We start from the raw sequence: 13,617 nt of genomic DNA on the forward strand, positions 1-13,617 counted from the left end.
CGTTACTCCACTGCCACCGGGAGCGGCGTCGCCGCCAGCACCCTTCCTTGCGACACGAGCCTCAGTTCGGCGTTCAGCGCCCTCGCCGGCGCCGGTTTCACCTTGAGCGCCAGGTCCACCTTCCGGTTCTGGTTCGCAGCGAGCTGCAACCCTTGCACCGGCCCGATCAGCTCCATCTGGCGCCCCGGCAGCGGCGCCACTTTCAGCGAGAAGAAACCGGCGCGGGTGGCGCGGTTCTCCAGGTAGACCGTGTAGAAGTTGACCAGGGAGCCGTCCGGGAGCCGCTTCACCTCGGCGCCTGCGCTACGCTGCAGCTTCAGGGTCGCTTCCTTTCTCCCCGCGACGCCTGCGGCCAAGGCTAACGCCAATAACAGCAGCACCGCCCCCAAAAGGAGGGCCTTCCGGTTCAGTCGGACCGGCTCCCCCGGCAGGTTGCCGAAGCTGTATCGGATGAGGCCGGAGCATCCGCGCTTCTCCATCACTTCCCGGCAGGCGTCGAGGCAGCGCCCGCAGTTGATGCACTCGACCTGCAGGCCGTCGCGGATGTCGATCCCCATGGGGCAGGACCTGACGCAGGCGCCGCAGCGAAGGCAGGCATCTTTTCGGGCCGGGTCGAATTCCAGCGTCAGGGTGCCGCGCTCCATGGTCATGAGCTGGATCCTGCCGTAGGGGCAGACGCTCTTGCAGAAGCTCCGCCGCACGAAGGCGAGGTCCAGGTACACCAGCAGCAAAACGGTGATGAGGGTGGTCCCTGCGACGGGGCCGATACCCCCGGTTATGAGACGCTGGAAAAACTGCGGCGGCGCTATGAAGTACCAGACCAGGTTGCAGGCTACGAGTGCTGCGAGGGCGAGGTAGGAAAGGTGACGCGCCAGCCGTTGCCAGAGCGCGGGCTTAAGCCCTGCAAGCCTTGCGTCCATCCAGTCGGCCAAGTCGCACAATGTGGTCTGGGGGCAGAGCCAACCGCACCAGACCCGACCGAAGAGCATGGTGACGAATAAGAATCCAAAGACCAGGATCAGTACCACGATGAGGAAGAGGTAGAACTCCTCGATGCGGAGGCTTGCGCCGAAGAAGAGGAGGGTCCTGCTGCCGGCATCCAGGCGCAGCAGGGATTGCCCCCCTATCTGGAAAAACGGGATCGCCAGCAGGAGGAGCGAGGCCAGCCACTGTACGCCTTCGCGCCAGGGGGCCAGGCGCCCGCTCCGCTTGTTCCCTTGCCTCAAAGCGACAGCACGAACTGTACGAGCCCCTGCACTTTTTCGCCGGAGAGGTCGTTCTTGAAGCCGGGCATACCCCCGGGACGGCCGTCGACGATGCTGCTGGTAACGTCCGGGGCGGTCCTGCCGTATTTGAATTGCTTGCGGGTCAGGTCGGGGCCGATGCCCCCTTTGCCGTCCGCTCCGTGGCAGGCGACGCAGCGCTCGGCGAACTCCTTCTTACCTTCGGCGATAAGGTCGGTGCTTCTGATCTCCTCGTTGGCGCTGCGCGGCGCCGCTTTCTCCAGTTTCTCTTTCTGGACCGCCAGCCGGGCCTCTTTGGCCTTCTTGATCGTGTCGAACTCGGCGTAGGAACTCCAGCCGCTGAACAGGTAGTACCCCATGAAGGGGACGGCCCAGAGGATGAGCCCGTAGAACAGGATCCTGAAGACCAGCGGGGTTTTCTTTTCCGGGCGGTACCTGATGCCGTCGTACTCCTTATTTTCGTCGGACATCTCGTCCTCCTTTGCCGTTCTCTTCGGGGTGGTCATCGTTCATCATCCGGTACTTCGGCTCCTCGCCGCTGGCCTTGTGCTTTTTGCTGTAGGTCCGTGCCACGATGGCGGCGAAGACGAGGAAGAGCAGGATGGTGACTCCCAGGTAGTAGATGCTCGCAAGATCCATATCAGCGCCTGTGCACGGATTTGATGTAGGTGACCACCTTCCAGGTCCTATCCTTCCCTAGCGAGTCGCCGAAGCCGGGCATGCCGGCCTGGGTGCCGCTGTAGATCGTGCCGAAGATGGCCGCGTCCGGCTTATCCATGTCACGCAGGTCCGGTCCCACCTCGCCCTTCAACTCCTCCCCGTGGCACTGGCCGCAATGCTCGCGATAGAGCGCCTTTCCCTCCGGGAGCACGGACATGTTGTCCTGGTAGGGGTTCTTCAGCTCGCCCAGCACGGCGGCGCGGCCGGTCTTTCTCCAGGGGATGTCGTTTCCGACCTTCTGCAGGTAGGCGACCATGGCGTCCAGCTCCGTCTTCCCCTTGAGCGCGTCCAGGTCCGCCTGGGTGTAGGGGAAGTTGAGCGCCTTCATCTTCCGCTCGCTAAGGCTTGAGTCGAGCGGCTGGTTCATGAAGGCATAGGCGGGCATGTTGGAGCGGGGCACCATGGAGCGGGGATCCTTCATGTGTTTCACGTGCCAGGCGTCGGGGTACTTGCCGCCGATCCGGGCGAGATCCGGCCCGTTTCTCCGGGAGCCCCAGAGGAAGGGCTGGTCGTAGACGAACTCGCCGCTTTTGGAGTACTCGCCGTAGCGCTCCACGTCGGATAAGAGCGGGCGCACCGTCTGGGTGTGGCAGTTGTTGCACCCCTCGCGGATGTAGATGTCGCGCCCCTCCAACTGCAGCGGCGTGTAGGGTTTCACCGAGGCGATAGCAAGCTTCGGGTCGTTGATCCACCGGAAGGGGATCACCATGGTGATGACGGTGCCGACCAGGATGGTGACGGTGGCCAGGAGCAGGAAAACGATCGGTTTTTTCTCTATCATGGCGTCTCCTCCCTAGGCCGGCTGCGCGGCGCCCTGCGTCTTGGCGCCGGCGACGGTCTTCCAGATGTTGTAGAGGAACACGCAAAGTCCGGCGAGATACACCACCCCGCCCAGGGCTCTTATGTGCCAGTAGGGATAGATCTCGATCATGGTCTCCATGAAGCTGTAGTGGAGGCTTCCGTCCGGGTTGGTCGCGTTCAGCATCGCCGCCTGCTGTACCCCCGCGATCCACATGCTGATCGAGAACATGAGCTGCCCGGTGAGCACCAGCCAGAAATGGACGTTGGCCAGGCGGATGCTGTAGATCTCTGTGCCGTAGATGCGGGGGAGGGTGTAGTAGATCGCGGCGAAGAGGACCAGCGAGACCCACCCCAGCGTCCCCATGTGCACGTGCCCCGGGACCCAGTCGGTGAAATGGATGAAGGCGGAGAAGGTCCTGATCGACTGGGAGGGACCCTGCAGCGTCTGCGCCCCGTAGAAGGTGATGCCGAAGATGAGGAACTTGACCAGGTAGTTCTCACGCATCTGGTGCCACTGGCCGTTCATCGAGAAGTAGCCGTTGAAGACCGCGGCCCAGGAGGGGGCGATCAGCATCACCGAGAAGGCCATGGCGAGCGTCTGCACCCAGTCGGGGACCGGCGCCCAGAGCAGGTGGTGCGCTCCGGTCCAAAGGTACATGAAGATGAGGCTCCAGAAGGCGATCACGCCCATGCGGTGGCTGTAGATGGGGACGCCGGTCGCTTTCGGGAGGAAGTAGTAGAAGATGGCGAGCGGTGGGGTGGTGAGCACCATGGCGACGGCGTTGTGGCCGTACCACCACTGCACGTTGGCGTCGTTGGCCCCCGCGTAGGCGGAGTAGGACTTGGTGAGCGACACGGGAATGGAGGCGTTGTTCACCAGGTAGAGCACCGCGACGCCGACCAGGGTGGCCAGGATGTACCAAAGCGAGATGTACATCTGCTCCTCGCGGCGCTTGACGATGGTCATGACGATGTTGATCGCGAAGATGACCCATACCACCACCACCAGGCTCGCCACCGGCCATTCCAGCTCGGCGTACTCCTTGGAGCGGTTCATGCCGAGAGCCAGCGTCACCGCGGCGAGCGCTATGGCCAGGTTGAAGAGCCAGAGCTGGACACGGGCGAGGCCCGGGCTCCAGATGCCGGTACGGGTGAGGCGCTGGGTGATGTAGTAGAAAAAGGCCATGAAGCTGCCGATCCCCCAGCCGAAGATCCCGGCGTTGGTGTGGATCGGGCGCAGCCGTCCGTAGGTGAGGTAGGGGGGGAGGTTCAACTGCGGGAAAGCGATCTGGAACGAGATCAGCACGCCGACCAGGACCGCCACGAGACCCCACACCATGCTCCAGGTGATGAACCCCTTGACGACGTCGTCCGCGTACCCTTCCTGTTGATTCATGCCAGCCTCCTCGATATGGAGTGGGAAATCAATCTTTCAGCCGTTACGACGTTCGCTCCAGCTTCGCGATCGCCAGTCATAAACCGTTAAACCTTCCTGCTTTTCCAGTATCTGCTTTGTCTGTGGCAGATGGTTTGAGAGTAACCAGTCGGCAACAACTTGTTAGTTTATGGTGCAAACCGAGTTTAGCAAGTGACGAATCGGTATACGTTGGGATCACTGTTGCCCGGGATGAGGGACGCACGGCGACAATGTCACCATGCTGGCACAGCAATGACCGGGAGGAGACATCCTTGAGCACCCGCGATTCATCTACTTCTATGCAGGAGGCGGAATTCTTCTATTGTTCGTCTTGCTATGCCAACTCCCCCCCCGTGACGCTACTTCTCCCCTTTCTTCTCATCCAGCGGTTCCGGCTTGCAGAGCACCGCCTCCTTGCGCGCCGCGCGGGCGCACTTGCGACAGACGAAGCGCGGTGCCGACACCAGTTTCTTCAATTCCTTCAGGTTATCCTTTATTTCTTCCTTGTCCCACTTGCATAGCGGCTTCTCTTCCTTGGACATTGCTGGATCTCCCTTAGATGTTGGCTTCCTTTGTCTATGAACGGGCTAGGACAGGTGTCACCCTCTCTCATTGCAAAGGGCAAGAACTATTATTAGTTTAAATTAATCCATATTTGGTTGGGTCGAGGGTTGAAATGACATTCTTAGTCGTTATAGTAGATCGTATTTCGTTATCTTCTATTACTATAATGCCAAAAGGGGGAAATAATATGTCCATGTTTTGCCGCCAATGTGAGCAGGCCGCCAAGGGAACCGGATGCGACGTCATGGGTGTCTGCGGGAAAAGTCCCGAGGTAGCCGCCCTGCTGGATCTGTTGCTCCACGGTCTCAAGGGGCTCGCGATCTATGCGGACAAGGCGCGTGCCCTGGATGCGCGCAATACTGTCGCCGACATGTATCTCATCGAAGGGCTCTTCACCACGGTCACCAACGTGGATTTCGATCCGGTGCAGCTGGCCGGCAAGCTGAGAAGGTGCTACGACCTGAAGGAACAGGTCAAAGCACTGTACGAGGGAGCCTGGCGCGAGAAGCATGGGGCGTCTCCCGCGGCCATCACCGACGGTCCCGCCGCGTGGGTGATAGCGGATACGCTGGAAGGTCTGGTGGCGCAGGGTAAAAACTGCGGAGTCATGAGCCAGCACAGCGATCCCGACATCCTCTCCTCCATCGAAATCATCATCTACGGCTTGAAGGGTATGGCCGCCTACGCTAACCACGCCTGCATCCTCGGCAAGACCGACGAGGAGGTATTCGCCTTCTTCCACAGCGCGCTCGCCGCCACCACCGACACCGACAAGGGGCTGATGGACTTCGTCGGCATCGCCATGGAGTGCGGCAAGCTCAACATCAAGGTGATGGGAATACTCAACGAGGGGCACGTCGAGCGCTACGGCCATCCGGTCCCGACCAAGGTGCAGCTCGGCACCCGCAAGAATAAGGGGATACTGGTCTCCGGCCACGACCTGCGCATGCTGGAGGAGATCCTCAAGCAGACCGAAGGGAAGGGGATCGATATCTACACCCACGGCGAGATGATCCCCGCCCACGGCTATCCTGCCCTGAAGAAGTACCCGCATCTCTACGCCAACTTCGGCGGCGCCTGGCAGGACCAGCACAAGGAGTTCCAGGCTTTCCCCGGCGCCATCATCTTCAACACCAACTGTATCCAGCGCCCCGCCGACAGCTACAAAGACCGCCTCTTCACCTGGGGCGAGGTAGGGTGGCCCGGGGTGAAGCACATCGCCGGCTGGCACTTCGACGAGGTGATCAACAAGGCCCTTGAGTGCCCGGACCTCCCGGACGCTCCCGGCAAGGAGATCCTGACTGGCTTCGGGCACAACGCCGTCCTGGGGGTGGCGGACAAGGTCATCGAGGCGGTGAAGGGGGGAGCGGTCAAGCACTTCTTCCTGATCGGCGGCTGCGACGGCGCGAAGAGCGGCCGCAACTACTACACCGAGTTCGCCGAGAAGGTCCCCAAAGACTGCATCATCCTTACCCTTGCCTGCGGCAAGTACCGTTTCAACAAGCTCGAATTCGGCGATATCGGCGGCATCCCGCGCCTTCTCGATGTGGGGCAGTGCAACGACGCCTACTCCGCAGTGCAGATCGCCCTGGCCCTCGCCGGAGCCTTCAACTGCGGCGTCAACGACCTGCCGCTTAGCTTCATCCTTTCCTGGTACGAGCAGAAGGCGCACGTCATCCTGCTTTCGCTTTTGTACCTGGGGATCAGGGACATCAAGCTCGGTCCGATGCTTCCCGCCTATCTCTCGCCGAACGTGCTGCAGTTTTTGGTCAGCAACTTCAACATCGGCCAGATCAGCACGGTCGATGCCGACCTCAAGGCGAGCCTCGGGCAGTAATAAAGCCTTTTCCGACAGGGGAAGCGGACTACAGGTCAGCAGTGGCAGAGGCGGCAAGAAGTAACAAGAAACAAGAAGAGGTAGTAGCTCCTTTAGCGCCAGGTCCTACGACCTGGCGCCTTTTTGAGCGTGCCCTGCTGCATAGGTTTTTCTATCACCATTGCCAGCACCTTAGCAACACCCCGGCCGAAGAAGTACGTGCTAGAAAACAGAAAAGATAGAAGAAGTTTTACTGGATAAAAAATGTATTACATATAAAGAACTGGTGACATGGGTGCCCTACTAAATCTGTAGCAGGAAGCAAATCAGGAGATTATCGAGCGGTTTTATCTAAAGTCAGATACGATGAAGTAATTTTCAGGTATCCACTTGATCCTATGTATGATACACCACCAGTTATTCAGAATGCCGTGCAGCTTATATAGTTCGGCATTTAATTTTATTTCGGAAAAGGAGGACGTATGAAAAAGATTGTTTCATCGATGCTAACCTGTGCTGCTGTACTTACCATGGCAACTACAGCTGTTGCCGGAGAAAGAGAGGGGGCATTTTCAATTTCTCCTTTTGTCGGCGGTTATACGTTCGATGGGGAGCAGCACTTGGAAACGGCACCTGTGTTTGGGCTGCGCCTGGGCTATGACCTGACAAAGAACTGGGAAGTCGAAGCTGTTGCTGATTACTTAGCGACCGAAGGGACACGTAATGACAGAAGTGTCAATGCCTTGTCCTATCGACTGGACGTCCTCTACAACTTTTTGCCGGATGGACCGCTGGTACCGTACCTTGCAGTGGGAGGTGGCGGGATTACCTACGGTCACGGCCGCGATGGGCTTGAAGTCAGTGACAGAACTACTGACGCAACCATCAATGCCGGTGGGGGCATCAAGTACTTTGTTACCGACTCGGTCGCGTTGCGGGCTGACGCTCGCCAGCTGTTCGTATTGGAAAGTCCGGACAAGCCTAAATACAACTGGGAGTACACCGCCGGCCTGACCTTCCTGTTTGGCGACAAGGCAGCTCCGGCACCGGTAAAGGCTCCGGCACCTGCACCTGCACCAAAGCCGGTTGTTGAACCCGTTCCTGTGCAAAAGCCTGTTCCGGCTCCTGTAGTAGCTCCTGTGCCGCCTCCCGCCCCCCCCGCTCCTTCTGCAGACATGACGGTTACACCGGGTTCGATTACCAAAGGCGAAGCCGCCATTTTGACTTGGAAGTCGAGCAACGCCACCAATTGTGAAATTCAGCCGGAAGTTGGCTCTGTTAAGCCTCAGGGTACCGTCAAGGTTGTCCCTGCTGACAATACTGAGTACACCATAACCTGCAATGGCGCCGGTGGCACCGCTAATAGTGCAGCCAAAGTCGCGGTGATTGCTCCTGCTCCAGTAGTGGTTGCGCCCCCTGCTCCTGCTCCGAAGCTGTGCAGCCCTGCTGTCATAAACATCCAGTTCGATACCAACAAGGCCGACCTCAAGCCCCAGTATCGCCCTGAATTGAAAGCTTTAGCTGACTTCTTGAACGAGTTCCCCAATGCCACTGGTGTCATTGAGGGGCATACCGACAACGTTGGACCGAAAGCTCTTAATATGAAACTGTCTCAATCGCGTGCAGATACGATCCGTAATTCTCTTATCAAAGAATTCGGGATCGCACCTGAGCGGATTAAAGCAGTAGGCTATGGTCCTACAAAGCCCGTTGCCAGCAACAAGGATAAAGCGGGGAAAGCAAAGAATCGGCGTATCGAATCCAACTTTAACTGCAACAACAAGTAGCAATAACGCTACGGCTGCTGACAAGCAAACACCCTTTTGGAATATTTCTAAGAGGGTGTTTTGCTATCACCATGGCATGGCACCCTCACCCAGAAAGGAGAAGTACAATGTCAAAGCGACTTTGCGCTGAGTTCATCGGTACATTCTGGTTGGTTCTTGGAGGTTGTGGTAGTGCGGTACTTGCTGCGGCATTCCCGAATGTCGGGATTGGATTGCATGGTGTCGCGCTGGCTTTCGGATTGACTGTTCTCACTATGGCCTACGCCATTGGGCATATTTCGGGGTGCCATCTTAACCCAGCTGTTTCCATCGGCCTCTTCGCCGGAGGACGCTTCCCGGCTAAAGAACTTCTGCCGTACATCATAGCCCAAGTGCTTGGAGGCATTGCAGGTGCTGCTGTACTGTTCCTCATTGCCAGCGGGAAAATAGGGTTCGATGTTGCTGCCGGCTTTGCTTCAAATGGCTATGGGGAGCATTCTCCGGGTGGGTATTCGCTATTAGCCGGGTTCGTTACAGAGATCGTGATGACCATGATGTTCCTATTTATCATCATGGGCGCGACCGACAAACGTGCACCACAAGGGTTTGCGCCGATAGCCATCGGTTTGGGACTTACCTTGATCCACCTCATAAGCATTCCGATCACCAATACGTCGGTAAATCCGGCACGCAGTACCGGGGTTGCCATATTCGTCGGAGGATGGGCCATTTCACAATTGTGGCTCTTTTGGGTGGCCCCAATTATCGGAGCAATAGCTGGCGGCAGTATTTACCGGTTTATCGGCTCCGGCGATGAATAGATGCCGCTAAACACTCATCTTGTCGAATTGCGAATGGATTTTCACCCATACTTCTTTCGGAGGTAGTGACTATGAGCATCGTTAAAGAGTTCAAGGAATTTGCCGTAAAAGGGAACGTCGTCGATATGGCGGTCGGTATTATAATTGGTGCGGCATTTGCCAAAATAGTATCGTCGTTCGTCGGAGATGTTGTTATGCCGCCAATCGGAGTTCTTCTGGGAGGCGTTGATTTTTCACAACTTTCCATCGTTGTTAAAGAAGCGGTTGACAAAAAGCCACCTGTGCTGATTAGTTACGGCAAGTTTATACAAACAGTCGTGGATTTTACTATCATTGCCATGGCAGTTTTCGCAGCAGTCAAGGCAATAAATACGCTCAAGAAGAAAGAAGCTGCAGCGCCGGAGGTCCCCCCCGCACCGACACAACAAGAAATACTGCTTACTGAGATCAGGGACCTGCTTAAAAGCAACAGATAATACATCGGTTCAAGATGCTGCGAGGATTGGCTTACAAAGCATAATTTGGGGGTAGAAGATAGAGCCGCGAGAAGCAACAGTAAGGCGTAGCTCCTTTTGCGCCAGGTCCCACGACCTGGCGCCTTTTTTTGTGTGCGCCATTGCCGGCTAAGACAATCCGCACTTCACCTTTGACAGTGATGGTAGATCTCTATATATTGCGGTTGTTTTAGCTGGAACAAATGAAATTTGCATATGAGTAGCGTATGCATGTTCCATTCAGATGGGAAGGGGGGATGGACAGTTTTCTGTCCATCCCCCCAATTGGCACAAAATCCGGTCGTTACAGTGTGTGATATCAGCGGGTTACGCCAATATGATCGACAAATCTTTTTAATGTTGTACGGCGACGAGGGGGGATGACGGCAATTTCCCTTTAATTACATAGTTAAGCGAGGAGACAATGAATAGAAAAATTTGTGAAAAGATTAAAATTGCAATTCCGGCAGTTATTCTTCTGACGACAGGGTGTACCGCAAATTACTTAGTAACTCCGGATGAGTTCATAAATCAGGTAGCAGAGAAGCAATATAAAACGGAAAACCCGACAGGCTTCTATGTTGTATCACCACTCGCATCGCTATTTTTCAATCAAAAGTATGACGCGAATAACATAAGGAAAGTATTATGTCGGGATAAAGCTGGAAATCTTTTATACTTGTTTCCAGATCGTAATACACAATTAGAAATAACATCCAAATCTACAAATGATGTAGTTAAAATGTATTTTGACACGGTGTTTTTTGAAGCAAATAAATTAGTTGGTTTGCGTTCACGATTAGTCCCTGGCATGACAAGAGAAATTGCTTTGACAGACATTGAAAGAATAGAAATTTATGCAGAGTTTCCACGAACTGAAAAAGTTGATCTGAAATGATTTGACCGGTTAACCAGCGGCGACAGCGGTCTCCGCTAACGCTCCGCCGCTGGCGCCTTGAGGCGTTGGTGCAGGAAAGCCAATGCCTGTCGAAAGGAGTGAGCAAATGGGGCATCCAACCGGAGGACAGGGAAATCAGTTCACAACGGCGCAGACTTTCGACCAAGCGTATGAGTTCATCCGCAGTAAACCGAACTTTAATTCTACTACGGGGAAGCCGATTATTGCCAGAGTCGGCAAGTCAAAAGACGGTAGGACTAGGACAATTGTTTTCCAAGGCGAGAATAGTGTCCATGGAAGCGTCTGTAGTGAATGTTGGGGATATCGCAGCAACTGCTCTGGAACTCACATCGGGCAATGCACAGAAGCGCTAGACATCCATATGTCCAGGAAGCGTTGAGCAAAGCCGGAGAAAGCATATAGGAGCGAACATGCGATTTGCACTGTTAGGCGGAATACGAATTGAGGCCAGTCTAAAACTGAGGGCTGCTTGTCCTGGCTGTGGCGCCGAGGTTGTTGCCAAATGTGGAAAGCACATCACTTGGCATTGGGCGCATTTGTCGCGAACCCATTGTGATCCGTGGTGGGAACAGGAAACTGAGTGGCATCGAGCTTGGAAAAATCGCTTCCCTCAAGATTGGCAAGAGATCCCCAATCGGGATAGGGATTCTCGCGAGTTGCACATAGCCGATGTGAAAACCCCTTCGGGACTGGTGATCGAGTTCCAGCGTTCAACTATTCACCCCGATGAAATTCAGGCGAGAGAGGCCTTCTATCAGACGATGATATGGGTTGTGGATGGCTGTAAAAACGACGCGGACAGGTTCAACTTCTCGAACATGCGCGGACGTCCAAACCAGGACAGCATTGCGCAGTTTCAATGGTTCGGACAGAGCACACTTTTCAAGCGCTGGCACACCACCAAGCCGATATTCATTGATTTTGGGTCTGAGCATGGTTTTTGGCGCATCTTGCGCTTTGATCTAAAGACCAAGCGAGGGCTTGCCGGATATGTGGATATTGACGGTTTTGTTCAGCTAGCGAGTTCTGGAACTACTGATTTCAGCGCGGTTGGTGGGCCGGCATCCGTTTAAGGAAAAGGGAAAAGAGGGGTCAGCCCTGGACATAAGACAAAACTGTCCTGCGTCAAGGACCGACCCCTTTCCAGCACGGACAATGATGACATGATACTTATAAGACCAGCAAAGATGACTGAACTGGACACGTTGCTCGACATTGTTCAAGCGGCAACTCGTCACATGGAAGCCAAAGGGATTCATCAGTGGGATGACATCTACCCGGACAGAGCGATATTGCAGAGTGACGTTGATTCACAACATATGCATGTGATTGAGGTTGATGGACGAATCGTCGGCATGATCTCGATCAATGATTCACAGTCACCGGAATACCAAGATGTCAAATGGCAGTACTCCGGCAGAGTACTCGTAATTCACCGTCTTACCATCGACCCTTCTCATCAACGCCAAGGAATGGCCACACGTTTGATGGATTTTGCTGAAAAGACCGCGGAGAAACAGGGCTACGAAACGATTCGATTTGATGCGTTCACGCAGAATCCCGGTGCAACGGCACTTTATGAACATCTGGGATATGAAAAAGCCGGCACTGTCCGATTCAGGAAAGGGGTTTTCTTCTGTTTCGAAAAACAGGTAAAAAAGCCGGTGGCAGAGGGAGGTTTGGCGGGCAGATCTTAGCGCACCGGTTAAGACCGGCGAGAGATGTGGGTGAAACCCATAAAACAAAAAAGGACTTTCAAGTGCCAACAATTTCCATCTTTTTCGGCACTATAATCAGAATGTATTTCTCTCCTGCGGAGCATCCGCCGCAACATTTCCATGTGTACTACAACGACTTTAAGGCTTCAGTCGACATCAGGACTTGTGAGATAATAAAAGGAAACCTCCCTCGAAAGCAGGTAAAGCTGGTGTTGGGGTAAGGGGTACAAATGTATCCGGCAGTGATAGAAGTAATCCCGGGAAACGACTACGTCTTAAAAGTGGCTTTTGATAACGGTGAATGTGGCCTTCTGGATATGAAGCCTGTTCTGGAATTTGGCGTCTTCAAGAGGCTTAAAGACGAAGATGCATTCAAAAGGGTGAAGGTTTCTTTCGACACTATTGAATGGGATTGCGGAGTTGATCTTGACCCGGAGTATGTCTACGCGAAATGCATGGCTACAACGGAAAAAGTAGGCCCAACAAGGCAGGTGGCGACGGAGTCCGCAGTGGGTGAGCGCGGGGGAAAGTACGGAAGGTAAGGGCTCCGCCGCTCGCTAACAGACGAAATAGGGAAGGAAGGATGTTTAACCGGCATATTCGATGTTGCGCCGTGTATGAGGAGCGATTTCTTCAAGAGACTTGAGGATGATGCCTATTTCAGGCAGGTGCGCGTCTTTTTTATTGGAATTGGTTGGCCTGACGGTCAGGACCTCGGCCCCGATACTATAGAGGCTGATCTGCAGCGGGTCTAACCATGAGGAGCCGATCCCTTCCCCCTTCGCGGACCGAACAGTCAGCATTCTGCGCTCCCCCTCCCGCCTGGCGGGGCGGAGCTTTTGCGGAAAAATGCATTTTTCCGGAGCGGAAACGTCATATTTTATTTCAAATACGTCATTTCTGGAGCAGGAAACGTCACATTCGTTTCAAAATATGTCATTTCGTAACAGGAAACGTTCATATTTTTCTCAAATGTTGCATTTTTCGACTCGAAAACGTCATTCCTGATTTAGAAATGACATATTTCGCAACAAAAAACGCAATTTCAGGTATTGAGGAGATTTGCTGAAGGAAGGAACGACGAAACCGGTAACACAGAAGCCGTTTGCCACGGAGGGACGGATAAAACCGGCGAGGAGAGTTGAGGGGCCGCGCCCCGGCAGAGCAATATGGGCTGGGGTGAGGCGACCGTCGCAAAAAAAAGAGGCGACAGCATTCAGCCGTGGCCTCTTTTTTCTTTCTGTTCTTTGATACCCCAAGGGGCGTTGCCCTCACCCCCGCCCCTCTCCCACCTGTGGACCGTAGCCTACGGTGGGCGAAGGCCCAGAGGGGCGAGG

General features: G+C 55.0%; 16 protein-coding genes. 9 read left to right on the forward strand and 7 right to left on the reverse strand.

The annotated features are described in order from the left end of the window. Positions 1 to 2 precede the first annotated feature (2 nt). From GBEM_RS06195 to GBEM_RS06220, 6 genes are all read right to left on the reverse strand, one after another. Positions 3 to 1,226, reverse strand: a complete 1,224-nt coding sequence (locus tag GBEM_RS06195; protein WP_012529663.1) for a 4Fe-4S dicluster domain-containing protein — start codon at positions 1,224 to 1,226, stop codon at positions 3 to 5. Continuing rightward, on the reverse strand, positions 1,223 to 1,714 hold the full coding sequence (locus GBEM_RS06200) for a c-type cytochrome (RefSeq protein WP_012529664.1): 492 nt from the start codon (positions 1,712 to 1,714) through the stop codon (positions 1,223 to 1,225). The genes GBEM_RS06195 and GBEM_RS06200 overlap by 4 nt, the downstream gene beginning before the upstream one ends. Further along, complete coding sequence (locus tag GBEM_RS06205; RefSeq protein WP_012529665.1) at positions 1,698 to 1,883, reverse strand: cbb3-type cytochrome c oxidase subunit 3; 186 nt, start codon at positions 1,881 to 1,883, stop codon at positions 1,698 to 1,700. The genes GBEM_RS06200 and GBEM_RS06205 overlap by 17 nt, the downstream gene beginning before the upstream one ends. A 1-nt stretch (position 1,884) precedes the next feature. Then, the gene (locus GBEM_RS06210) at positions 1,885 to 2,745 is read right to left on the reverse strand and encodes a cbb3-type cytochrome c oxidase subunit II (protein ID WP_012529666.1); all 861 of its coding nucleotides are present in this window, start codon (positions 2,743 to 2,745) and stop codon (positions 1,885 to 1,887) included. A 12-nt stretch (positions 2,746 to 2,757) separates the two neighbouring features. Beyond that, on the reverse strand, positions 2,758 to 4,161 hold the full coding sequence (locus tag GBEM_RS06215) for a cbb3-type cytochrome c oxidase subunit I (protein ID WP_012529667.1): 1,404 nt from the start codon (positions 4,159 to 4,161) through the stop codon (positions 2,758 to 2,760). A 380-nt stretch (positions 4,162 to 4,541) separates the two neighbouring features. After that, complete coding sequence (locus GBEM_RS06220; protein WP_012529668.1) at positions 4,542 to 4,724, reverse strand: hypothetical protein; 183 nt, start codon at positions 4,722 to 4,724, stop codon at positions 4,542 to 4,544. Positions 4,725 to 4,933: 209 nt separating this feature from the next. On the opposite strand from GBEM_RS06220, the gene hcp reads away from it, so the two are divergent. From hcp to GBEM_RS06255, 9 genes are all read left to right on the forward strand, one after another. Next, positions 4,934 to 6,583: a hydroxylamine reductase gene (gene hcp / locus GBEM_RS06225; protein ID WP_012529669.1), complete on the forward strand. Its 1,650-nt coding sequence runs from the start codon at positions 4,934 to 4,936 to the stop codon at positions 6,581 to 6,583. 461 nt (positions 6,584 to 7,044) lie between these two features. After that, positions 7,045 to 8,349, forward strand: a complete 1,305-nt coding sequence (locus GBEM_RS06230; RefSeq protein WP_012529670.1) for an OmpA family protein — start codon at positions 7,045 to 7,047, stop codon at positions 8,347 to 8,349. Between the two features lie 107 nt (positions 8,350 to 8,456). Continuing rightward, entirely contained in the window at positions 8,457 to 9,149 is a 693-nt protein-coding gene (aqpZ, locus tag GBEM_RS06235) for an aquaporin Z (protein WP_012529671.1), read from the forward strand. A 71-nt stretch (positions 9,150 to 9,220) separates the two neighbouring features. Then, complete coding sequence (gene mscL, locus GBEM_RS06240) at positions 9,221 to 9,625, forward strand: large-conductance mechanosensitive channel protein MscL (RefSeq protein WP_012529672.1); 405 nt, start codon at positions 9,221 to 9,223, stop codon at positions 9,623 to 9,625. A 442-nt stretch (positions 9,626 to 10,067) separates the two neighbouring features. After that, on the forward strand, positions 10,068 to 10,541 hold the full coding sequence (locus tag GBEM_RS20630; protein WP_012529673.1) for a hypothetical protein: 474 nt from the start codon (positions 10,068 to 10,070) through the stop codon (positions 10,539 to 10,541). A 431-nt stretch (positions 10,542 to 10,972) separates the two neighbouring features. Beyond that, on the forward strand, positions 10,973 to 11,635 hold the full coding sequence (locus GBEM_RS06245) for a competence protein CoiA (RefSeq protein ID WP_012529675.1): 663 nt from the start codon (positions 10,973 to 10,975) through the stop codon (positions 11,633 to 11,635). Positions 11,636 to 11,725: 90 nt separating this feature from the next. Further along, positions 11,726 to 12,259, forward strand: a complete 534-nt coding sequence (locus tag GBEM_RS06250) for a GNAT family N-acetyltransferase (RefSeq protein ID WP_012529676.1) — start codon at positions 11,726 to 11,728, stop codon at positions 12,257 to 12,259. A gap of 62 nt (positions 12,260 to 12,321) precedes the next feature. Further along, positions 12,322 to 12,501, forward strand: coding sequence for a DUF4160 domain-containing protein (locus tag GBEM_RS20635; RefSeq protein ID WP_012529677.1), 180 nt, complete (start codon positions 12,322 to 12,324; stop codon positions 12,499 to 12,501). Between the two features lie 9 nt (positions 12,502 to 12,510). After that, positions 12,511 to 12,822, forward strand: coding sequence for a DUF2442 domain-containing protein (locus tag GBEM_RS06255; protein WP_012529678.1), 312 nt, complete (start codon positions 12,511 to 12,513; stop codon positions 12,820 to 12,822). A 45-nt stretch (positions 12,823 to 12,867) separates the two neighbouring features. Here the strand turns inward: GBEM_RS06255 and GBEM_RS21930 are convergent, their stop codons facing one another. After that, positions 12,868 to 13,083, reverse strand: coding sequence for a hypothetical protein (locus GBEM_RS21930; RefSeq protein WP_041262690.1), 216 nt, complete (start codon positions 13,081 to 13,083; stop codon positions 12,868 to 12,870). Positions 13,084 to 13,617 lie beyond the last annotated feature (534 nt).

Origin of the sequence: Citrifermentans bemidjiense Bem, assembly GCF_000020725.1 — a bacterium.
Lineage (GTDB): Bacteria > Desulfobacterota > Desulfuromonadia > Geobacterales > Geobacteraceae > Geomonas > Geomonas bemidjiensis.